Below are 21,625 nucleotides of genomic sequence, written 5' to 3'. Positions count from 1 at the left end.
ATCCCTTCATCCTGTTAGAGGATGCCCTAGGGGAGCGAGACGGGCTTTTTGAGCTGCCGCGCAGATCAGGCTTGAGCTGCAGCCGCTGACATGAATTCCGCCCCTTCCATCGCTCTACGGCGGTATTTCATCCGGAACAACCGCAGCCACTCATAGGCTTGGTCCAGCTCGCGGTCGCCCGGATTTGCTTTCGGCAGCAGCTTACTGACGACCGGCTTGAGATATCGATCGCCCAGCTCCTTAAACAGCTTCTCCGCAATCTCCTGCTCCTCGGGCCGCACATGCTGAAGCTCCGTCTCCACCAGCCGAGCGATGTCATAGCCATCCCGATCGAGCTCCTCCAGAGCGGTGAGAATGTCTTTGCGGCTGGTCTTCAAGGACTTAGCCAAGGCACCCAACCCGAGTCCTTGCGAGATATGCTCAAGAAGCTGCTTCCGGGTCTCCAGCTTGTCGGCTTGCTGGCGGCTCCTTTCCCTCTCCGTCTGCATCTGCCAAGCAGCGAAATCATCGGCAGGAACGGCCGCCGAAACCCAATCAAGCGGGAACGGCGTCTCCCTGACGTATTCGCGGGTGATGGCGAGAATGGAATCCCCATAGGCGTTCAGCCGACTGCCGCCGATTCCCGGAATTTGCGCGAGCTCCTCGACCGTATGCGGCAGAAACGCCGCGATCATCTGCAGGATCCGGTTCGATGCGAGGATATAAGCCGACTTGCTCTCCTGCTTCGCTTGCTCCCTCCGCCACAAGCGCAGCTTCTCGAAGGCATCTGCCTCATAGTGATTCTCGCTGTAGCAGTAGAGCCGTTGAACCCGGAGGCTCACCGCAAACGTCCGCTCATCGGAGCGCGTTTCGATCAGGGGGATGTACCCTTCCGCCAGCTTGCACTTGAGTCCGATCCGAAACACCTCAAGCAGCTGCTTCCAGGAAGATCCGAGGAACCATTCCTCCTCCTTCATTCCGTCTCCTTCTTGACTCAGCCAGAGAACCTGCCAGGCTTCCTCCTGTTGTGAAATGGTGACCTTCGCCCACTCCTTCTCTTGGCCGTCCTGCTTGCGTTCGAAGCTGTTCAAAAACACCAACGCCATTCCAACACCTCCATCGAATTGGGATCAAGACGCAAAAAAGCACCCCTGCTGCTTATGCAGCAAGAGGTGCTTCCTCTGTTTCTTGATTTGCCTTCATATTACCATTAAACCCAAGTGATGGCAATACGAAATCCAGGGGAGTTTGGATTCGAGCTTCTCTGCTATAGATCCGTAAAATTCACGGGTCCTAGAACCTCTGCGAGAAATTCTGCTAGCTCTGCCGCTTCCTCCTCCGAGAGCGAGAACAGCCTCTCCAGATGACCTTCCTGCTCCAAATCATCACCCGCCAGGATGGCGGTCTGGCCATTCTGCAAATCCGCAACCAATGTCTTACCGTAGAAGTGACCCGACTGTATCAGAGCCAGATCGAACCGACGCATCGTCGGCCCGATAAATGAGACGAAGCGGGTCGAGGTTTGCTCTGTCGTATCGTACAGGAAGTCGAGTTCACCCATCATCCGGTTCCCTCCCGGGTCAGATCTTCAAAATCCCGCCCATGCTGGCGTTGGTCACAAGCTTGGAGTAGCGAGCCAGATAACCCGACTTGATCTTCGGCTCGAAGCCCGGCCATTCGGCCCGCCGGCGTTCCAGCTCCTCGTCGCTCACCTTCAGCTCGATCCGCCGCTCGATCAGATCGAGCTCGATGATGTCGCCGTCGTGCACGAATGCGATCGGTCCACCCTCGGCCGCTTCCGGCGAGATATGACCGATGCTGATGCCGCGGGACGCGCCGGAGAAACGGCCGTCCGTGATCAAACCGACCTTGGCGCCGAGGCCCATGCCGACGATCTGCGAGGTCGGCGCAAGCATCTCGGGCATTCCCGGCCCGCCCTTCGGACCTTCGTAGCGGATGACGACGACATGGCCTTCCTTCACCTTGCCGCCTGCGATTCCGGCGAGCGCATCCTCCTGCGAATCGAAGCAGATCGCCGGGCCGACATGCTTGCCGCCGACGGACGGATCGACCGCTCCGACCTTGATGATGCTTCCTTCGGGAGCCAGGTTGCCGAACAAGACGGCGAGTCCGCCACGCTCGCTGTGCGGATTCGTCAGCGGATGGATGACGTTCTCATCCTGAATTTCACAGCCCTCCACGTTCTCAGCGAGCGTCTTGCCCGTTACCGTAATGCAGCTGCCATTCAGAGCTCCCGGCTTCTTCAGCAGCTCGTGGATGATCGCGCTGACTCCGCCCGCCCGGTGCACATCCTCGATATGATAGTCGGAAGCCGGAGCGATCTTCGCCAGATGCGGCACGCGATTCGCCACTTCGTTGATCCGCTTGATCGGATACTCGATTCCCGCTTCAGCCGCGATAGCCAGTGTATGCAGCACCGTGTTCGTCGAGCCGCCCATCGCCATGTCGAGGGCGAAGGCGTTGTCGATCACTTCCGGCGTGACGATGTCGCGCGGCTTCAGGTCGAGCTTGATCAGCTCCATGAGCTGACGAGCCGATTGCTTCACAAACTCGCGGCGCTCCTCCGAGATCGCGAGGATCGTGCCGTTACCCGGCAGAGCCAAGCCTAATACTTCAGCCAGGCAGTTCATCGAGTTCGCGGTGAACATGCCCGAACAGGAGCCGCAGGTCGGACAGCCATACTGCTCCAGCTCGTAGAGGCTGTTCTCGTCGATATGCCCCGCCTGATAAGCGCCAACGCCCTCGAACACAGAGGTCAGCGACAGCGCCTTGCCCTTGCTGTCGCGCCCCGCCTTCATCGGTCCGCCGCTCACCATAATCGTCGGGATGTTGACGCGCATCGCGCCCATGATCATCCCCGGCGTGATCTTGTCGCAGTTCGGGATGCAGACCATCCCGTCGAACCAGTGGGCGTTCACGACGGTTTCCACCGAATCGGCGATGATCTCGCGGCTCGGCAGCGAATACCGCATGCCGATATGCCCCATGGCGATGCCGTCGTCCACGCCGATCGTATTGAATTCAAAAGGCACGCCCCCCGCTTCGCGAATGGCTTCCTTAACGATTTTGCCGAATTCCTGGAGATGCACATGTCCCGGAATAATGTCGATGTAGGAGTTGCAGACGGCTATAAAAGGCTTACCGAAATCCTCTTCCTTGACGCCGGCCGCCCGCAAAAGACTGCGGTGGGGCGCACGGTCAAACCCTTTTGTGATCATATCGCTGCGTTTTTTGGCTGTTGCCATATTCGTATTCCGCCTCCCGTTGGATCCACTTACTCCGTATGGTATGTCAGATTGTCATGCTTCATTTTATCAATTCTAACATGTTTCCCCGTGGTTAGCATGCGGACGGAAGGCGGAAAGCAAAAGCTTTTTTCAATCTGCAGCATAAAAGGGTTCTATCGCTCTACGACCGCCACCATGATTCCGATATCGATCAAGACGAATCCAACCCCCAAAACCGCTCCCTCCTCTCGCGAATAAGCAAAGTACCGGACACCTGCTATACTCCGGCTCTTGTTACCCTACATTGCCTCCTTATATGAAAGGGAATCAAATGAAGGGACCTCGCCATTCTTTACAAGTCCGTGTCGAAATTGACGTATTATGGAGAAAGATCGCGAATTTACTTGAAAGAAACCGAGGAGTATGCAGATAATGAAGAAGTCATAGATAGACGATCACCGGAAATCAAACTCGAGAGGATTGCGCTATGAAAGTTGATATGAATTGCAAGAATCTGAAGGTCTCTCCTAGTCCTTCGCAGTGTATGGATCATTTTGGCTGCATCTACGAAAACAATCATCTCGTTACTCTTCTCATCGATCCAAAAAACGGCGGCATCGTCGATGCCAATCGAGCAGCCTGCACCTTCTACGGGTACACCGTGCAAGAGCTGAGAAAGCGATCGATTACCGATTTGAACGGAAAGCAAGCCTCAGAGCCGGATTCGTTTCTCCATCACGCCCTGCCAAACGGAGACTATTGGGGCAATCAGGTATTTACAGAGAAGCATCAATTGTCCGACAAGACGACAATCGATGTCGAGATCCATACCGGAATGATCACGATGCTGGGAAGATCCTGCATCTATTCCGTCGTTCACAATATCACCGAGCGGGTGCGGGCGGAGAAGCGGCTGAGGGAAAGCGAGGAACGATACCGGGACCTGGTGGAGCTGTGCCCGGAGGCCATCCTTGTTCACAACGAAGGGATCATTCGATTTGCCAACAAAAAGACGGAGAATTTGTTCGGGAAAGCCCGAATCGAGCTGATCGGCCAGAACATGCTTCACTTTTTCAATGAGGATTCCGTCAGCGGCCTTGAAGCCATCAAGCTGCGTCTCAACGAACCCGCCAGCGAGAGCTTCCGCTTTGAGCATCGGTTTGTGCGGTATGACGGCCGCATCTTTGACCTGGAGATCGCCGGCGCTCCAATCATCTACGAGGAACGGATCGCCATGCAATTGGTGTTAAGAGACATTACCAGGAGCAAGCGGGAAATCGAGCAAGCGGTGCGGCTTCAGGAGCATCGGCATACCGTTCCGTTCCCGCTGGACGGCAAGGCGGCTTTCGAGAAGCTGTACATCCCGGCTACGACGCTGAGCGGAGACTTCTTTCTTTTTCATAAGATCAATGAAGAACAGGTCATCGGCATCATCGGCGACGTAACCGGAAAGGGAATATCGGCGGCGCTCAATATTTCGGCGCTGCGGGTGCTGGTCGCAAACAGCCTGCTCATCACCCAAGACCCCGTTCGACTCCTGCATGACTTAAATCAAAAGGCCATTCAACATCTAGGCGAAGACTATATCGCAGCCTGCTGCTTTCTCTTCGATTTTGGCGAAGGTCGGCTGCTGGCTGCAGGAGCCGGGATCAACGAATTCGTCTATGCTCAGGGGGATAACGCGCAGCGGATTACGGTCAAAGGAGCTCCCCTCGGCATGTTCGCGAACAGTCAATTCGAAGAAGTCAATCTTTCCTTTCAGCGGGAGGACAAATTTTGCTTCTACAGCGACGGGATGGATCTTCTGTTCGACCTCGAAGAGTTGTGCGGTTCCGTGGAATCCTTGGAGAAGAAAATCGCCCAAGCTCATTTACAGGATGACTGCACCTGGTTGAGCTTTCAAATCAAGTAAAGAAAGGGGGGTCGAATAACATCTGTGCAAACGGAATTGACGCTATACGGTCTTGAGAATCATCTCTGCACCATAGACCGGATCATTCAGGAGCTCGGCATTGAGCCCTACTCCTTTGATGTAAAACTCATCCTGGTGGAAGCGATCACCAACGCTTTCTATCATGGAAATGGCGGTGATGGTCGGCTGCCGATCCATATCCGATGCTCGCTTGATGAAGACGGCTTGCACATTCAGGTGGAAGACTGCGGAGATGGCTCGAAGCCGGTCATGATTCCAGAGGAACTGAATCCATCCCGATTGCTTGATGAAGGGGGACGAGGGCTGTATCTGATCCGCTGCTTTTGCGATAGCGTGGAGCTTGTTCAGAATACGCTTCATATCAGCAAAAGAATCGAACTGGTTTAGTTTTTTAGCATTTTCGGTACCTGCTATTGAACTCGTTTAGGGGGGCAACCATGAAAGTAAGCCTTACGGTAAAAATCACCATCATTTTATTCTTGATTATCAGCATCCCGTTGTCCGTATCCGGGTTCATGTCCTACAACCTGGCTTCACAGGCGCTTCAATCGACCATTGAAGAAGAATTGAAGGACACAACGAATGCGGCCGCCAAAACGGTGGACAGCGATTTGAAGGAAGCGGGAAGCTATCTGCAGATCGCCAGCCAAAACGATACACTCTCCGAGCTTGCCGCCAAACCCGCGGACAGCCGTTTGAAGGCGAGCGCCTACCAATTCCTCTCCGGTATCCATAGTAACAATGAGGCTTTGATCGAATCGCTGATTCTAGCGGATGCCGACGGGAACGCCATCATCACGAGCAGCTCAGATTCCCCAAGCCTGAACGTGAAGGATCGGGACTATTTCCAGCAAGCCCTTCAAGGCAAAGAAACGACCAGCGATGTCATCTCATCTAAGGAAACAGGCAATCCGATCGTCGCGATCGCCCAGCCTTTGCAGTTGAATGATCGTGTTGTCGGCGTGCTGATCGGAACAATCGTCTTTGACACCCTCTCCGCCTCCGCTGCGGATGTCAAGGTGGGAGACGGCGGCTATGCCTATATGATCGACCATACCGGCCTCGTCGTGTATCATCCCGTGAAAGAGAAAATTCTCAAGGAAAACTTGGACGGCAACAGCAATAAAGAGTTGAACGCATTGGTTCAAGAGATGAAAGCGGGCAAAACCGATCAAGGGTTCTATACCTACGAGGGCGTGTACAAATATGTCGCCTTCCAGCCCGCCGGCAAATGGATGATCGCGACCACCGCCAATTACAAGGAATACATGGCTCCTGCGCTCGATATCCGCAACCGGACGATCCTCATCACCGTCACCTGTATCGTGATCGCCATTCTCTTCTCCTATTTGTTAACGGTTATCGGCGTGATCAGGCCGATCAAAAAGCTGGAAACGGCAATGGCTCTGGCCGGAGACGGAGACTTAACGGTACATACCTCCATTCGCACAGGTGACGAGCTTCAGGCGCTTAGCAACTCCTTCAATGCCATGATCAACAAGCAAGCGACAGTGATCAAGAAAATAAGAGCCGGGTCGGAGACGCTCACCTCCATGTCGGAAGAAATGGCGGCCTCCTCGGAGGAGATCAGCGCATCGATTCAGGAAATCAGCTCAAGCACGCAGGAGATTGCCATCGGCGCGGAGAACAATAACCAATCGGTTGTTAGCGCCTCGCAAGTATTGGTCCAACTGTCGAGCTTGGTTCAGATGGCGCAAAGCAAAGCGGCGGCGACCTCAAGCAACGCAAATGCAACGAACTTAGCCGCTCAGGAAGGCCGAGCGATGGTCACCAACACGGTGCAAGCTATGGACACCATCAACAGAAGCACGGCGGAGACGGAAACGCAGCTCCAGACGGTCCATGAGCTATCGGGTAAGGTCTCCGCAATCATCGGAACCATCAACGCGGTCGCCCGTCAAACAAACCTGCTCGCTCTGAACGCAGCCATTGAGGCGGCAAGAGCCGGCGAGCATGGCAAAGGCTTCAGCGTCGTGGCTGGTGAGGTCCGAAAGCTGTCCGATGAAACGAACATCAGCGCGAATGAAATCTCCGATCTGGTCCACGACATGATCGCCCGGATCGAAACGGCTGTAACCGCCATGAGAGGCGCTTCTGAGGCTGTAACGGGAGGCGTAACGATCGTCAACGAAACAGATCATGCCTTTGTGCATATCATCGAGTCCGTTGAAATGATCACAGCCAATGTGAAGGAGATTTTGGATATTACGAAAGACGAGGTTGCGACCTCCGATCAGATCATCAAGCTCATCGATTCGATGGGATCCATCTCGGAGCTGGCAGCAGCGAATAGCGAAAATGTATCGAGCGCAACGGAAGAGCAAGCGGCGACCGTCAACAATTTTGCCGCTTCCGCAGAGGAAGTAAGCGCCATGGCCAATGAGCTCGAGCTCCTCGTTGAGAAATTTAACATTAAGGGTGAATGATAGTGAAAGAGATCACGATTCAGGTGCCGGAGATCTTTTCGGTAGAAGAAGCCGGTCACTTCAGAGAGCATGTTCGAGCCCATATCAACAGCGGAACCATCCATTTTCTGCTCGACTTCAGCAACTGCCAATTCATCGACAGCACGGGGCTTGGGGTCATCGTCAGCTCTCACAAAAAATGCATGGAAAGCGGCGGAGGCATGAAGCTGAAGTCGCTCAACCGAAATGTCTTCAAGGTATTTGAACTGACGAGATTGACGAATGTTTTTGAGATCCTGTAACGAAAACAATGATAAAGCCAAGAAGAAGACCCTTTTGCGCTAGACGGCAAAAGGGTCTATTTCTATAGGCAGTATTAACTATTTACTACGTTGCCTAGCAGCTTAACAAGACTGCCTAATTCCAATTCATCAAATATTCTTGTGGCTGAATCATGGCGTAGATCCCACAGACAATCATTTAAATTACACTCGATAGGCACATCCAGCCGAATTCTTGCTAGGTCTCTTGAAAGATGCAACATATCTAGATTCTCTTCAATTTTCTTTTTAACACTTTTTGGGAGCAGATCCAGGCATTCTAGACAACCCTCAATAGATTTATACTCGCCAATCAACTTAAGAGCGGTCTTTTCACCAATACCCTTAACACCAGGATAATTATCTGAGGCATCGCCCATAAATGCTTTTAAATCTATGATCTGCAAAGGCGTTAATTGCTTGGTGGAATAAAGCGTCTCCAAATCATATACAGTGTAATTGGATCTTCCCTTGTTCATAATGACAACTTTAACTTGTTCCGTTATTAGCTGAAGCATGTCATGGTCACCAGTTAAGATAAACACCTCGGAGTCATTCTGAAGTGCATTTGATAAAGTTCCTATGCAATCATCTGCTTCGTATCCAACCAAACCAATGTTAGGAACCCCCATTTCCTTCACTACATCTTTAATCAAATCAAATTGAGGGCGAAGTTCTAAAGGGGCTTCCATACGATTTTGCTTATATTCGCTATAGGTCTCCGTACGAAAAGTGCTGCTCCCCATATCCCAGCAGCAAATGACATGTGTAGGGGTAAAGACATTTATTGCATCAAAAAAGTATTGTAGAAACCCATAAACAGCATTGGTGGGCAAACCGGCCTTCGTTTTTCGAATATATCCTGTAGATGAAGTTGCATAGAATGCTCTAAAAAGAAGAGCCATTCCATCAACAAGTAATACCCTTTTCTTTATTTCATTCAACATAATCTCTCCACTTCAATTTCAAATGCTTTTTCTTTATTCATAGTATCATGTTGTCAAAAGAGTATCCAACCCATCATTTACCAACCATTTTCATTTTCCACATTATCGTGCTTATCAAGTGGGATGTTAAATCACTTTTCCCGCTCCTTCTGAATCCATGCTCCAAGGATACTAAATAAACTCCCGAATAAAAATCCATGATTTATAGCTTCTAAATGAGAAAATTTACTCGAAATGTACATTTCCGACCTAATAAAGGGAATCGGAATCGAAGAAGTACCACCACCAATTATCGACATGACCGCCAAGAAAAGCGAATATAGAATTCCAATCCCTACCCCTAAGCAAATCATTTGAAACCATGTTTTTGCGTCATTTAATTTTGATGAAAGATATCCCCCTACAACAAAGGAGAAAAAGTGGATTGCAAGAATCGGAATGAATTTCATGTGAAGGAAAACACTTCCATGCAGAGAACCAATACCTGCCGTTATTTTAATCCCAACAAAATTGGTTAACAACACGACATCCGGAAAACCTCCATTACCTAAAGGAGACTTCGATTGCTGAAGAAATGCAAGATTGAAATTATCGAGGTCGGACAATAGCTTAAGTGTCAGTTTACTGTACATTTCGGTTATGATATGGCTTATAGCCAAGCTAATTCCACAAGATTATCCCCCAGGAACCCTCTTTTTAAGCCATCCAAGTACAATGGCATCGGGTACGTACGACAATTGAAAGCCGGATCTGAAGGAAACACCTCATTTTTTATTTTCAATGCGTATCCCAGTTGTTCGAACTAATCCAGAACGAGATGAGATCCAGCTTACTCGATTTAACATCGCTTCCTCCTCACTAATGTGTTTCACTCAATGCAGCTATTATATAGAACGAGTGAACTTCCGGCATCGTCCATAAGGGCAGACCGCCTTCACCCTTTGGGGCAGTTCCTAAATAACATCAAAGCACATGTGTCTCCCTATTATGGTTTTCCCCTGCCTGCTTTGCATTCCGTCTATTAAGCAGAATATTCCTAAAATAGATAAACACACTTGGAAGTTGGCCTAAAATAAAGACAGGATCTTTTCTGTAGATTGCATAAGTGGATAGAACGACACTGCCGAGAATACTGTATACCCAAAAGGACTGTGGAATAACTGTTTTTTTAGCCTTTTCACTGGCCAGCCATTGAATTATAAAGCGTAGCGAGAATAAGACTTGTCCGCTCAATCCAAACAATATCCAGAGGATTTCCCTCACTTTATAATGGCCAACTACCGTTCCCCACATAGAATCATCCCTTAATCCGATACATGATTACCCTTTTTTTGAGCCATCTGATAACAATTGCATCCATGAGTCCTACAAAAGCCCGATTCCTCACGCCATATTTGGATATACCATGTTTTCTTTCTTGATGAGTTACCGAAACCTCTATAACAGAAAAACCGTTCATTTTCGCTAATGTCGGCAAAAAGCGGTGCATCCCGTTATATAAATAAAAACTATCCGCAACCTTACGTTTGAAGAGTTTCATAGGGCAGCCCGTATCATAAATCGAATCTCCCGTGATCCAATTGCGAATTCCATTTCCAATGCGGGATGATATTTTCTTAAGCAGGGTGTCTTTCCGATCCGTCCGCTTCCCGTTTACAAAATCTACACGCTCGATGAATGGCATGAGTCTGAAAATATCCTTAGGATCCGTCTGCAAATCTGCATCCATAAGAGCAATTAATTCGCCAGTGGAAGCCTTCATTCCGGCCCAGATCGCAGCCGTTTGTCCGCAATTTCTCTCAAAATGAATGACCTTTATGGCTTTATCCATAAGGGCAATCTCATTCAGCAGCACAGCACTTCGATCTCTGCTTCCATCGTTCACAAGTATGATTTCATAACTTTCCACTTTCCCTTTCAATGCAGCAGTAATGCTTATGAAAAGATCGTATATATTTCCCTCTTCGTTATAAACAGGTACGACCACTGAAAGGCGAGTCATGGAGCAACCCCTCTCTGCCAAAGGATCTGATTGCTTATTCCATCTGAGAAACGAACACGAGGAGAATAATTAAGCAGGAGTGACGCTTTTTCAATATTAGCTTTGGTGAAATCAACATCGCCAGCTTGCGGGGGCGCTTGCTGTAATTTAGCGATTTTACCCGTCTCCGCTTCGATCGTTCGAATCATCGTCTGAAGAGAAGTGGCGGTGCCTGTTCCTATGTTCACAATTTCATAGACCTCATGGCCTTCTACATATTCAATAGCTGAGATCACGCCAGTAACCGTATCGTCGATGTAGGTATAATCCCTGGCTGTTTGGCCATCCCCATACACCGGAATTTCCAGTTCTAAGTCAACTTGTTTAATAAATTTTCTTATAGCCAGGTCTGGCCGTTGTCTCGGACCATAAACGGTGAAGAAACGCATCATCATTCCATGAATGCCATGTAAATTGTAATAGGAATACCCCATATCTTCACATGCTTTTTTTGTAGCTGCGTAAGGCGAAATCGGTCTACTGTTTAGTTCTGACTCCGAAAAAGTGGAATGTTGTTGATTGCCGTAAACAGATGAGGAAGAGGCGAATATCCATTTGCGTACGTTGAATTTCCGCATAGCCTCCAAAATATTCAAGGTTCCTTTAATATTTACTCCTTCATACAACAACGGGTTCTCAATGGAAGGTCTAACCCCCGGCATGGCTGCAAGATGGATGACAGCATCGATCTTCTCGGATTGAAATATTGCATTTACAGCTGATAAATTGCGAATATCCACCACATATAGGTGATATCTTTCAGATTTAGATAGAGAGGATAACAACTCTAGATCTCCCCCCTTGCTGACAAACGGGAACCTTCCAGTAAAATCAATCGAATAGAGCACATTGGATATTTTTGCTTTATAATCATAAAAACCCGAAAAATTATCCATGTTAATCACCCGGTGTCCCTTGGCAAGAAGACTTTTGCACACGTTTGAACCGATAAATCCGGCTCCGCCGGTTACACAATAGGTCTTCATCTCAAACCCCAACTCCAACCGCATAATAGTGAAACAATTCTGTGACGGAGTTCTCCCGAGTAAACATATTTCGTAAATCAAACAGATAATTATTGTGCATGGTCGCCAGGATTTTGGTCCATTCTAGGTTCCGGAACTGCCCCCACTCGGTTATAAGAACAAGTGCATCCGCTTGGTCTGCACATTCTGCTTCACTATCGCAGTAGAAAATACGCTCGTTTATTTCTGTCCAGGTCAATTTCGCTTGTCTCATCCCTTCTGGACAATATACTTTGACAGTGAGCCCTTGATCGAGCAGACCCTTGATGATGTCATAACTCGGTGCGCTTCGGATATCGTCTGTTTCCGGTTTAAACGAAAGACCAAGCACGCCAATAGTCAAGCAACTCAAATCATGGTGTGAAGATAATGTATCAATTATTTTTTGAACCATCCTTGTCTTCTGCGTCTCGTTCGCTGCAATTGCAGCTTCAACGATGTGGAGTTGAGCATTGTACTTTGCACCTGTTTCAACCAGTGCCCTCGTATCCTTTGGAAAACAACTCCCGCCATATCCAGCACCGGCTTCCAGAAATGTCGGAGAAATTCTCGCGTCCAATCCCATCCCCATCACGACATCTTGAATATTCGCGCCTGCTGTCTCAGAGAGCCATGCCAATTCGTTCACAAATGAAATCTTTACCGCCAGGAAAGAATTCGAGGCATATTTGATCAGTTCTGCCGTCTCATATCCAGTGTATAGAAAGGGAATCTTCTCCTGATCGTACATACGATAGATGTCCTGCAAGACTTCCCTGGCGTGCTGAGTTTCTGTGCCGATAATCACTCTGGAGGGAGAAAGACAATCCTCCACTGCCTTGCCCTGTCTTAAAAACTCGGGATTGCAGGCGACTTCAATTTGATATCCAACGTTTCTAGCCTGAAGCTGTTGTTCAATTATCTCTAACATCTTTCGGGAGGTACCAATAGGAACGGTTGACTTACATACGACCAGCTTGTTATCCAGCATGAAAGTCCCTATTTCCTCAGCCACTGTCATGACATCACTTACATCTGCGTTGCCATCGGGTCCCGTCGGTGTTCCAATGGCGATAACAATCATGTCACTGTACTTCACACACTCTTCAAGAGAAGTCGTAAAGTATAAATTGCCGGTGCTTAACCCATACTGCAGTATTGGGGGAAGACCTGGTTCATAAATCGTAGAATTGCCCAACTTCAGTTGCCCTATCTTCTGCTCGTCTTTATCCATACAAGTCACGTAGTGTCCAAAATCCGCCATAACCGCTCCATACACCAAACCAACATAACCCGTACCAATAACGCCTATCCTCAAAGCAAACCACCTCATTTTATCTAAATCAAAATAAAAAGTGGCAGCCATTGAAATCAATTCAATTCATGACTGCCACTTTTTTTAAGCAAGTTGTTTTACAGGTCCAACAAAGAATCCGAAATTAAGTTACTCCACAACTCGCAACCGCTTCTTTTCCACTTCCTTCATGACTTCTTCACCCTCTACATCCAAGTTAGGAAGTATACGGTCCAGCCACTTTGGAAAATACCAGGCAGACTTCCCAACCAAAGTCATTACGCCGGGAACAATGAGCAACCGGACTACAAAAGCGTCAAAGAGAACACCGAAGGCAAGCGCTAGCCCCATAACTTTGACCATGGGTTCCTCTGCCAGCACGAAGCCTGTAAAAACGGCAACCATGATGAGCCCAGCTGCCATTACAACTCCGCCGCTGTGTCGGATACCGGCAAGGACGGACTTTTTGGCATCTCCGCTCTTCTTGAACTCTTCCCGCATCCTGCTGACCAGAAACACTTCATAGTCCATGGCAAGGCCGAACAGAACACCGACTACAATAATCGGCAGGAAATTAAACACCGGCGCCTTCGCATAGAAGTGGAACAGATTCTGGAAATGGCCGTCCTGAACAACATAGGTGACAAACCCTAAGGTCGCGCCGAGTGACAGGATGAATCCGAGCACTGCCTTGATCGGAACCAGGATTGAGCGAAATACCAGCATTAGAAGTACAAAGGCGAGTCCAACAATAATCAGGCAGAATTTAGGCAAGGCCTGGTTCAATTTCTGAGTGATATCGATATTGACAGCTGTACTTCCGGTTACACCAATCTTGACATGATCCTGCTTCTCGATCTCCGGTGCCTTGTCACGAATTAGATGGACAAGATCTAACGTTTCAGAATCATTTGGCCCTGTTTTCGGCATAACGGTAATTAGCGAAAATTTTCCGGATGCATTGGTGATCGCCGGGTTCACCATAACGACATTGGGGTACGTTTTTACCTCTTCAATAACTTTATTGAGATTTGCCGCAGACTCTTTGCTGCCATCCGTTTCTGCCAGAATGACCAACGGTCCGTGATACCCTTCACCGTAGGCTTCAGTTAGGAGATCGTAGGCTCGGCGTTCCGTTTTATCCGGCGATTTATGTCCATCGTTACCAAGGCCCGTCTCCATGTGAAAGAACGGCAGTGCTACGGTTGCCAGCAGTGCTACGCCCAGTACTACTGCTACTAAAGGCTGTCCGGTAACAAATCGTCCCCACAAATTACCACGGCTTGCTTGTTTCCTCTCTGTGCCCTTACGCTTGGCCGACGCTTTGATCTTGTCTCCCAGTAATTCCAGAATCGCCGGAACGGCGAATATCGTCATCAAGATTGCCGTGAATACAGTAATCGCACCCGCCATCCCCATAGCGGTTAGGAACGGTACTCCCACAAAGGAAAACCCTACTAGAGCGATAATAACGGTTACTCCCGCGAACACCACTGCACTCCCGGCCGTTCCGGTCGCTATTGCGATTGCTTCCCATCTTTCATATCCTTCAGCAAGCTGTTGGCGGTATCTGGCGATGATGAATAGAGCATAGTCGATGCCTACAGCCAGACCAAGCATGCCGGCTAGCGACAAGGCAAACGATGGAATGTCAAACAGACTCGTTCCGATGATAATCAGCATAATGCCAAAGCCGAGACCTAAACCTGCGGTTAAGATCGGGAGAACACCGGTAATGATCGAACCGAGTGCTACAGCAAGAATCACTAGGGCCAGTAATACACCAACCGCTTCGGTCGGATTACCGGTTTCCATTTTGACGTAGCCGTCTCCGATCAATTCCGCCTGCCATCCGGCATCCCGTAGGCTTTCCGCAATCTTGGTAACCGAATCTTTCGATGCCTTGGTAACATCTGCACCTGGAACTTTATAAGTAATCGTGGCATAGCCGATGGTTTTGTCCGCATTCAATGAATGGTTCTCGTTAGGACCAACAACCATAGCCACCTCTTGATCTGCTGACAATTCTTTGATCTTTTCATTGATTAGCTGTTGCGCCGCTTCAGAAGATAATGTTTCATTGGCCGGAGCCTTAAGAACCAATTGGGTTTTACCGAGGCTTCCCTGCGGGTTTGGAAATTCCCTTTCCATAACCTCTAATGTTTTTTGCGAGGCAAGTCCAGGAATGCTGGTCTCCTCACCAAAATGAATTCCCATTGACAGCGCTACAATAGCAGCCACAACTACCAGAGAAATGCTTCCTACTACTACTTTGATCCGGTTTTTCGCTGACCAGAACCCCAGCCGGTATAATAACTTAGCCATTTCAGTATCGTCTCCTCTTTGCCATATAAGCTGATCTTTGATTTACTCCATGAGCACCAATTGTGACCGTGCCCTATACATTCCTGACTTCTCCTTTTCCCCTGTAGTTTTTTAGCTCAGCTTATATAGGTGTTTTCTCTATGTACTTATCATAGAGAATTTGAGACTTTTTCCGCATCGTCCAAAAGGGCAAACTGAAACCGCCCTTTTGGGCAGCCCCTTAAACAAAAGAAAGGGCTCCATGTGGAGCCCCGCTTTTAACTATCTATTCATACCTGATTCAACTTTAATTCAGCATCAACTTGCAGCTGCAGCAGATTGGCTACCGTAGGCAGGATGTCGGTCCCTGGCGCTAATACATACCCGTGGGAAGGCTAGAAGATACATGCTTTCGCAATCCCCCGATCAAGTGCAACGGCAACCGCTTTTGAACGTGAATCAACTCCACGTTTATTATAAATGTTTCTATATACTTTCATGTAAGTTCTCCTTCAGTTAAGGGCGTCTCCAACTTAATACGGGTCCCCTCCGAGTTACTGTTCACATAAATCTCTCCTCCAATTAGCCTTGCCCGCTCATGAATTCCCAGTAACCCATAATGTCCAACATCTTTGCCCATATCATTCGTTCGAAATCCAATACCATTATCCGCAATTTCGATAATGAGTCTGCCATTATGTATAGAGACAAAAACCCATACTTTATCAGCCTTTGCATGACGGGCGATATTGGTAAGACTCTCCTTCATGATATACAAGCTGTGTTCCATCAACAATCTGGATAATCGCTTGTTTAATCGGTAATCTGTAGACACAACAATTCCGGTAGCATCAGTAAAATGTTCAATCTCATAGTAAATCGCCTCTTTGAAATCAATCTCGGGTGCTGATTTCGTTCGTAGATTGTCAATTGCTCTTCGAGCTTCGGCTAATGTTCGGCGTGCCTGTTGCATCGACTGTCTAATAATTTCCTGAGCCCGCTTCGCTTGATCCTGTGACATATGGGCATCTGCAGCTTCGAGCTGCATAATGAGTCCGGCAACCCCTTGTGCGAGTGTATCATGCAAATCCCGGGCCATTCGCTGACGTTCGTTAGCGAGGGTTAACTCTTCCACCTTCTCATGTGCTTCTCTTAGATCCTCCAGAAAGCTTTGGGTTCTGAGCCGCTCTTGTACCTGTGTGAAGAACATTATTGCATAAGCCAGTACCACAATAAGCATCAGAATAAATATAGGAAGAAATATAATAAGTTCATCCGTATCTCCAACAGTCAAAGAGGAATCAAAAAAAACGATGATACTGATAAGTGATATGAACGCTACTCTCTTAACCCGAAATGAAAAACTAAGACTCTGGGCTATCAGTATAGGAAGTAGTCCGTTTAAAACTGCCTGATAACCCCCTCGCATTAAAATGGCACACAAATAAATGAAAGCGGCTTGAATCGAGAAATAAAGCCAAAAATTTTTTTGTGTAACTTTGTAGGAATTCCAGTGTAATAATACATGGACTGTAAATAATCCTGTAAATACAGCCCCCTCTAAAACCAAAGGCTCCTTAAAAAATTGAAGAATAATCGTTCCTACATATACGATTGACATCCAAATTAAAGTAGGCAGCCTTGAAGCAAATAATTCGTTTATATTCTTTATTCCGGCTTTTCCGTTCAATGGTCCTCCCCCTTATCTGTATTAAAAGCTTCTCCTCAAATGTGCTATCCGTATAAGGGAGCTCCTGATGGATACTGAGCGACATTGCTAGAAGAACGTGGGAAGCTGTCCTTTCGAGCAGCTTCCCTGCTTACCGCAGATACTATATTCCTGTACATCTCAACCTAAGGTTATGCATGCGCGAGTCAACATCGGAAATGACATCGGAGCATTCCTTTAATTGTTTGGTGAGCTCATCTTCTTCCGGATGCCGATGCTTGTATCTAAGCTGATGCTCCAGGCTCGCCCAGAAATCCATGGCAATCGTCCTGATTTGCACCTCTACCGTAATTTGTTTCTGATGTTCGGCAAAAAAAACGGGTATGCTAACGACCAAATGTAAACTGCGATAACCGTTTGACTTTGGATGAGAAATGTAATCCTTCTGCTTAATTAGCTTAATGTCGTTCTGACGTATTAGCGCATCTGCTATGAAATATATATCGTCAACATAAGAGCAGATCACACGAACTCCCGCTACATCATGAACATGATTTTCAATATGTTCAATAGTAAACGGCAGTTGCTTTTTCTCCATTTTTTTAAGAATGCTGGCTGTGCTTTTAAGTAGAGTAGCCATATAATTGATGGGGTTTCTTTGATACCGTATTTCGAATTCCGTGTTCAGAACATCAAACTTTGTCTTAATTTCTTTCATCGCACAACTGTACATCATCATTAATTCTTTGTACTCAATCATTGTGCTTATTGCCTTTTTTGACGAATTCAAATGGGGGATCATTTCGGAACTGGCTATGGATATCCGTTCATGGGAGAAGTCATGTCTAGGCGAATGAATCCCAGTTGGATAAGTATCATTGATATCCATACTGTCCGCATTCATTAAATTGTATAAGTTTACCATTTAATATGCCTCCCCTTTGTTTTATGCAACCTCTGATTCGAAAGGTACCATGATCGTTATTCCTCGGGGAATAACCTCAATATGAACAAGAGAAGTGCTGTACATCTCTCCATCAATCCCCACGTGTGCCGCATCTAGACCATACTGCGTAATGCTCAATCGTTTTGTCCTAAAATACAAAACATCCGGACGGTTAAGATGGGTTCCATTTTTGATATCAAAAAAAAGTTGCAGGGTATTGAACAACGAACTTTTTTGAATAATAAGGACATGGAGTTGTCCGTCGTCCATTTTGGCATCCGGAACCATTCCTTCTATTCCGCCAATGACCGGGGAATTCGTAACCAAATATAAGAGCGCCTCTTGTTCCTGACGCAATTCATCACACTCAATCTTGATGTGCGTCCCCGACAAAATTTTGGGAAGCTTAGGAACAGCAGATAAATAATAAGCCTTTTCTCCCATAACATTTTTCAAGTATTGATTGGTAGAATAGCTGATTGAGTTGATTGCACCGCCGGCCACAACATAATGAAAATACTCATTTCCCGCCAATCCGATATCGATCTTCTTCGTCTTCCCTTTTTCCAGCATCTCGCAAAACCTGTCCGGAGTACGCGGCAATTTCAAACTATTCCCGAAATCGTTGACTGTACCTGTCGGAAGGTAGGCTAGAGGGACATCTATGCCAAGGCGTTTGATCGTATTGACCGCAAAATGAAGAGTTCCGTCACCGCCTGCCACCACGAGCGAATCGCAATTGTCAAAGAATGAAGTCTCTACACATCTATTTTCCTGGCTTGTATAGAAAATATCATGATCCCTTAAGGCATACCTCGTTTTCAGACGTTCAATAACAGCAGCTTTACTTGCATGTGCTTTATGTTGCCCTGAAACGGGATTTATGATCATTTTTATTTTCATGATTGGATTCCTCCTCTTTGATCAGGTAAGCCTTTCATCCTTCTATCTTACAGGTACAGAGAACGGGCAACATCGTACAGAAGGGCGACCGATTTCTGCCCTTTTGGGTAAAAGGTGACAGGTCTACTCCTAACCGTCCACTTTCTTGATAGGTGTTCATACGATCCTCTCGATAATAAAAAGACCCGTCATCGCGAGATGACAGGCAACCGAGCACATACTCTATAACGGAGAAATGGCGAACCTAACCGATTACAAATATCTTCTTTTATACATCAAGGTAATTTGACCCGCTATATATTCCGCGTTATATTGGATGCCCTCCGTTATCCACCACATAATAATCCCCAGTAGTGAGGATGCAACAATATCAACGGAGGCTACCTCCTTTATGGTAATGTTTCTGGCTTCTCTACGTTTTTCTATAATCGTTTTTAACAGGTTGGACAAGCGGTTTTTGAAGCCTTTATGCTCAACCAATATCGCAAAGATTTCCCGATATTCATAAAAATAATGAAGAAACGTAACCAACTGCTCCTGCTCGTTGCTGCCCTTCACATGTAAGAGCGGTTCAAATTTCATGGATAGCTCATCAAAGATTTCATGTACGATGTGGCGCATCAAATCGTTAATATCCTCATAATGCAAATAAAACGTTGCTCGATTTAGTTCTGCACGGTTGGATATTTTTTGAACAGTCAACTGAGAAATATCGTGATTCTCCGCCAACAATGAAAAAACAGCTTCCTTCAGCATCTTCTTCGTGCGAATCACACGTGGATCTTCTTTTTTTTGTGTAGACATTTCATCCCTCGATGATCGATTATTTTTTCACTTCCTCAACTGATGAACCCATTCTGTCGATTAGTCGACATGACCAATGAAACTGTGAATAGGAATTGCTCCTTAATGCTGATATGATATATTTTATTGACACTCTGTCGAAAAAGCAACGAAGAGAGGACTACACCATGCAAGAAGGCACTAAGAAAATGAATAAAGGGATTTTACTCACCATCTTAATCTTTGGTTGTTTCTTATCCACACTCAATCAGACGTTATTGAATGTTGCCTTGAGTAATCTGATGGATGTATTTGATGTCACGGCAGCAACTATACAATGGATTTCAACGGGATTTATGTTGATCAACGGGATATTGATTCCGATTACCGCCTACTTAATGAAACGCTTTACAACACGTCAATTATTTATAAGTGCCATGTTGTTTTTATTAATCGGTTCGGTCATTTGTGCAGCGGCGCCAAGCTTTTTTGTACTCTTGGCAGGACGGATGATCCAAGCTGCCGGTGCAGGAATTGTAATGCCCCTCATGATGAGTGTTGTGCTCGCTATCTTCCCTGTTGAAAAACGCGGCAGTGCTATGGGCCTGCTTGGACTGGCAATGATCTTCGCTCCTGCCATTGGCCCGACTCTCTCGGGATTTATTGTCGAATACCACTCTTGGCGCTGGTTGTTTATCGGTCTCACCCCACTTGTCCTTATTGTCATCGTGTTGGCATTCAAGTATTTAATGAATGTATCCGAAACGTCTAAGGCGAAGCTCGATGGAGTAAGCGTCCTTCTATCCACCATCGGATTTGGCTTTATTTTATACGGCTTCAGCAGCGCAGGCAGTAAGGGCTGGGACGATCTCGTCGTGATCTTGTCGTTAGGGATTGGTATCGTTGTAACGGCTCTATTCTGTATTCGTCAGGTGAAGTCGGACGATCCCCTGTTAAACCTATCCGTCTTTAAAAATAAAATCTTTACGTTCACGTCTCTTATTAACGTGCTAATCACGATGATGATGTACGCTGACATGATCTTATTGCCCATTTATCTCCAGAAGGGTCGCGGTTTTACAGCATTTGATGCAGGGCTATTATTATTGCCTGGCGCCCTTATCAACGCATTGATGTCGCCGGTTACGGGTAAATTGTACGATCGTGTTGGAGCGAAGCCGCTGTTTATCATCGGTCTGCTGTTTATTATCCCCTCCATGTGGGCGGTAACCGATTTATCGGAATCGACAACGTATCTGTACTTAATGATTCGGACCATTTGCTTGCGAATCGGGTTAAGCTTCATTACCATGCCACTCAATACAGCCGCACTAAATGCGTTGCCTAAACAACTCGGTACGCATGGTACAGCCGTGAATAATACCGTTCGCCAAATTGCCGGGGCGATCGGGACTGCTGTCGTGGTTACGATTTTTACGGTGCAGTCAAAAGGTCATGCAGCTACGATCATGCTCAAAGATCCATCCACTCCTGCGGGGCTCCTGAAATCCCTTGCTTCCATCTCGGGTGCAAGCGATGCTTACTACTTCATGATGATTTTGTCCGTTATCGCGTTGGTCGTAACCTTGTTTATGCCCATGAAGAAGAAGGGTAAGATTGAAAAGGACATAAACGTAGTTGCTAAGGAAGAGACCATTATGTAACGGCATTTGATACAAAAATCCGATGCACTTTCCGAAAAACACCGAGGTTCCTCCTCTTATCTCATCCGTTGAAGTCATCAGGTGTCTCGGTTCCTTTCCAGCTCCGTAACAGAAAAGACAAAAACGAGCCGGGATCACCGAATCGTCACCGGGATGCAACCATC

19 protein-coding genes are annotated in these 21,625 nt (G+C 47.2%); 5 read left to right on the top strand and 14 right to left on the bottom strand.

Annotation, left to right across the window (positions count from 1 at the left end; genetic code table 11):
* Nucleotides 1–65 precede the first annotated feature (65 nt).
* The 3 genes from BN2684_RS16490 to ilvD form a co-directional block, all read right to left on the bottom strand.
* Complete coding sequence (locus tag BN2684_RS16490) at nt 66–1,085, bottom strand: HRDC domain-containing protein (protein WP_058303239.1); 1,020 nt, start codon at nt 1,083–1,085, stop codon at nt 66–68.
* Between the two features lie 161 nt (nt 1,086–1,246).
* Nucleotides 1,247–1,540 carry a DUF3055 domain-containing protein gene (locus BN2684_RS16485; RefSeq protein ID WP_058304597.1) on the bottom strand — a complete coding sequence of 98 codons (294 nt, stop codon included), beginning with the start codon at nt 1,538–1,540 and terminating at the stop codon, nt 1,247–1,249.
* A 19-nt stretch (nt 1,541–1,559) separates the two neighbouring features.
* Entirely contained in the window at nt 1,560–3,245 is a 1,686-nt protein-coding gene (gene ilvD / locus BN2684_RS16480; RefSeq protein WP_058303238.1) for a dihydroxy-acid dehydratase, read from the bottom strand.
* 469 nt (nt 3,246–3,714) lie between these two features.
* On the opposite strand from ilvD, the gene BN2684_RS16475 reads away from it, so the two are divergent.
* The 4 genes from BN2684_RS16475 to BN2684_RS16460 are packed head-to-tail and all read left to right on the top strand — an operon-like array spanning nt 3,715 to nt 7,888.
* The gene (locus tag BN2684_RS16475; RefSeq protein WP_058303237.1) at nt 3,715–5,139 is read left to right on the top strand and encodes a PP2C family protein-serine/threonine phosphatase; all 1,425 of its coding nucleotides are present in this window, start codon (nt 3,715–3,717) and stop codon (nt 5,137–5,139) included.
* Nucleotides 5,140–5,163: 24 nt separating this feature from the next.
* Nucleotides 5,164–5,547, top strand: a complete 384-nt coding sequence (locus tag BN2684_RS16470; protein WP_058303236.1) for an ATP-binding protein — start codon at nt 5,164–5,166, stop codon at nt 5,545–5,547.
* Nucleotides 5,548–5,597: 50 nt separating this feature from the next.
* On the top strand, nt 5,598–7,607 hold the full coding sequence (locus BN2684_RS16465; protein ID WP_058303235.1) for a methyl-accepting chemotaxis protein: 2,010 nt from the start codon (nt 5,598–5,600) through the stop codon (nt 7,605–7,607).
* A gap of 2 nt (nt 7,608–7,609) precedes the next feature.
* The gene (locus BN2684_RS16460; RefSeq protein WP_199825327.1) at nt 7,610–7,888 is read left to right on the top strand and encodes an STAS domain-containing protein; all 279 of its coding nucleotides are present in this window, start codon (nt 7,610–7,612) and stop codon (nt 7,886–7,888) included.
* Between the two features lie 74 nt (nt 7,889–7,962).
* Here BN2684_RS16460 and BN2684_RS16455 read toward each other — a convergent pair whose 3' ends face one another.
* The 11 genes from BN2684_RS16455 to BN2684_RS16405 form a co-directional block, all read right to left on the bottom strand.
* Nucleotides 7,963–8,853, bottom strand: a complete 891-nt coding sequence (locus BN2684_RS16455) for a 5'-3' exonuclease (protein ID WP_058303233.1) — start codon at nt 8,851–8,853, stop codon at nt 7,963–7,965.
* Nucleotides 8,854–8,984: 131 nt separating this feature from the next.
* The gene (locus BN2684_RS16450) at nt 8,985–9,377 is read right to left on the bottom strand and encodes a hypothetical protein (RefSeq protein WP_148449999.1); all 393 of its coding nucleotides are present in this window, start codon (nt 9,375–9,377) and stop codon (nt 8,985–8,987) included.
* Between the two features lie 439 nt (nt 9,378–9,816).
* The gene (locus tag BN2684_RS16445; protein WP_058303231.1) at nt 9,817–10,146 is read right to left on the bottom strand and encodes a lipid-A-disaccharide synthase N-terminal domain-containing protein; all 330 of its coding nucleotides are present in this window, start codon (nt 10,144–10,146) and stop codon (nt 9,817–9,819) included.
* A gap of 4 nt (nt 10,147–10,150) precedes the next feature.
* The gene (locus tag BN2684_RS16440) at nt 10,151–10,855 is read right to left on the bottom strand and encodes a glycosyltransferase family 2 protein (protein ID WP_058303230.1); all 705 of its coding nucleotides are present in this window, start codon (nt 10,853–10,855) and stop codon (nt 10,151–10,153) included.
* The gene (locus BN2684_RS16435) at nt 10,852–11,880 is read right to left on the bottom strand and encodes a GDP-mannose 4,6-dehydratase (RefSeq protein WP_082652184.1); all 1,029 of its coding nucleotides are present in this window, start codon (nt 11,878–11,880) and stop codon (nt 10,852–10,854) included. The genes BN2684_RS16440 and BN2684_RS16435 overlap by 4 nt, the downstream gene beginning before the upstream one ends.
* A 1-nt stretch (nt 11,881) precedes the next feature.
* Nucleotides 11,882–13,264 carry a UDP-glucose dehydrogenase family protein gene (locus BN2684_RS16430; RefSeq protein ID WP_234340259.1) on the bottom strand — a complete coding sequence of 461 codons (1,383 nt, stop codon included), beginning with the start codon at nt 13,262–13,264 and terminating at the stop codon, nt 11,882–11,884.
* Nucleotides 13,265–13,342: 78 nt separating this feature from the next.
* Nucleotides 13,343–15,517 (bottom strand): MMPL family transporter, encoded by a 2,175-nt coding sequence (locus BN2684_RS16425; protein ID WP_058303228.1) that lies wholly within the window; start codon nt 15,515–15,517, stop codon nt 13,343–13,345.
* A 475-nt stretch (nt 15,518–15,992) separates the two neighbouring features.
* Complete coding sequence (locus BN2684_RS16420) at nt 15,993–17,186, bottom strand: sensor histidine kinase (protein WP_058303227.1); 1,194 nt, start codon at nt 17,184–17,186, stop codon at nt 15,993–15,995.
* Nucleotides 17,187–17,328: 142 nt separating this feature from the next.
* Nucleotides 17,329–18,090, bottom strand: a complete 762-nt coding sequence (locus BN2684_RS16415; protein ID WP_199825326.1) for a GTP pyrophosphokinase — start codon at nt 18,088–18,090, stop codon at nt 17,329–17,331.
* Between the two features lie 21 nt (nt 18,091–18,111).
* On the bottom strand, nt 18,112–19,014 hold the full coding sequence (locus tag BN2684_RS16410; protein ID WP_058303226.1) for a diacylglycerol/lipid kinase family protein: 903 nt from the start codon (nt 19,012–19,014) through the stop codon (nt 18,112–18,114).
* 252 nt (nt 19,015–19,266) lie between these two features.
* Nucleotides 19,267–19,818 (bottom strand): TetR/AcrR family transcriptional regulator, encoded by a 552-nt coding sequence (locus BN2684_RS16405; protein WP_058303225.1) that lies wholly within the window; start codon nt 19,816–19,818, stop codon nt 19,267–19,269.
* 167 nt (nt 19,819–19,985) lie between these two features.
* Between BN2684_RS16405 and BN2684_RS16400 the strand changes: the two genes are divergently transcribed.
* A complete protein-coding gene (locus BN2684_RS16400; protein WP_058303224.1) occupies nt 19,986–21,461 on the top strand; it encodes a DHA2 family efflux MFS transporter permease subunit in 1,476 nt (491 codons plus the stop codon).
* Nucleotides 21,462–21,625: the final 164 nt, after the last annotated feature.

Origin of the sequence: Gorillibacterium timonense (genome assembly GCF_001457415.1) — a bacterium.
In the GTDB taxonomy this organism is placed as follows: Bacteria; Bacillota; Bacilli; order Paenibacillales; family NBRC-103111; genus Gorillibacterium; species Gorillibacterium timonense.
Note: the sequence above shows the minus strand (reverse complement) of the source record. Positions and strands in the feature narration are given on the sequence as shown.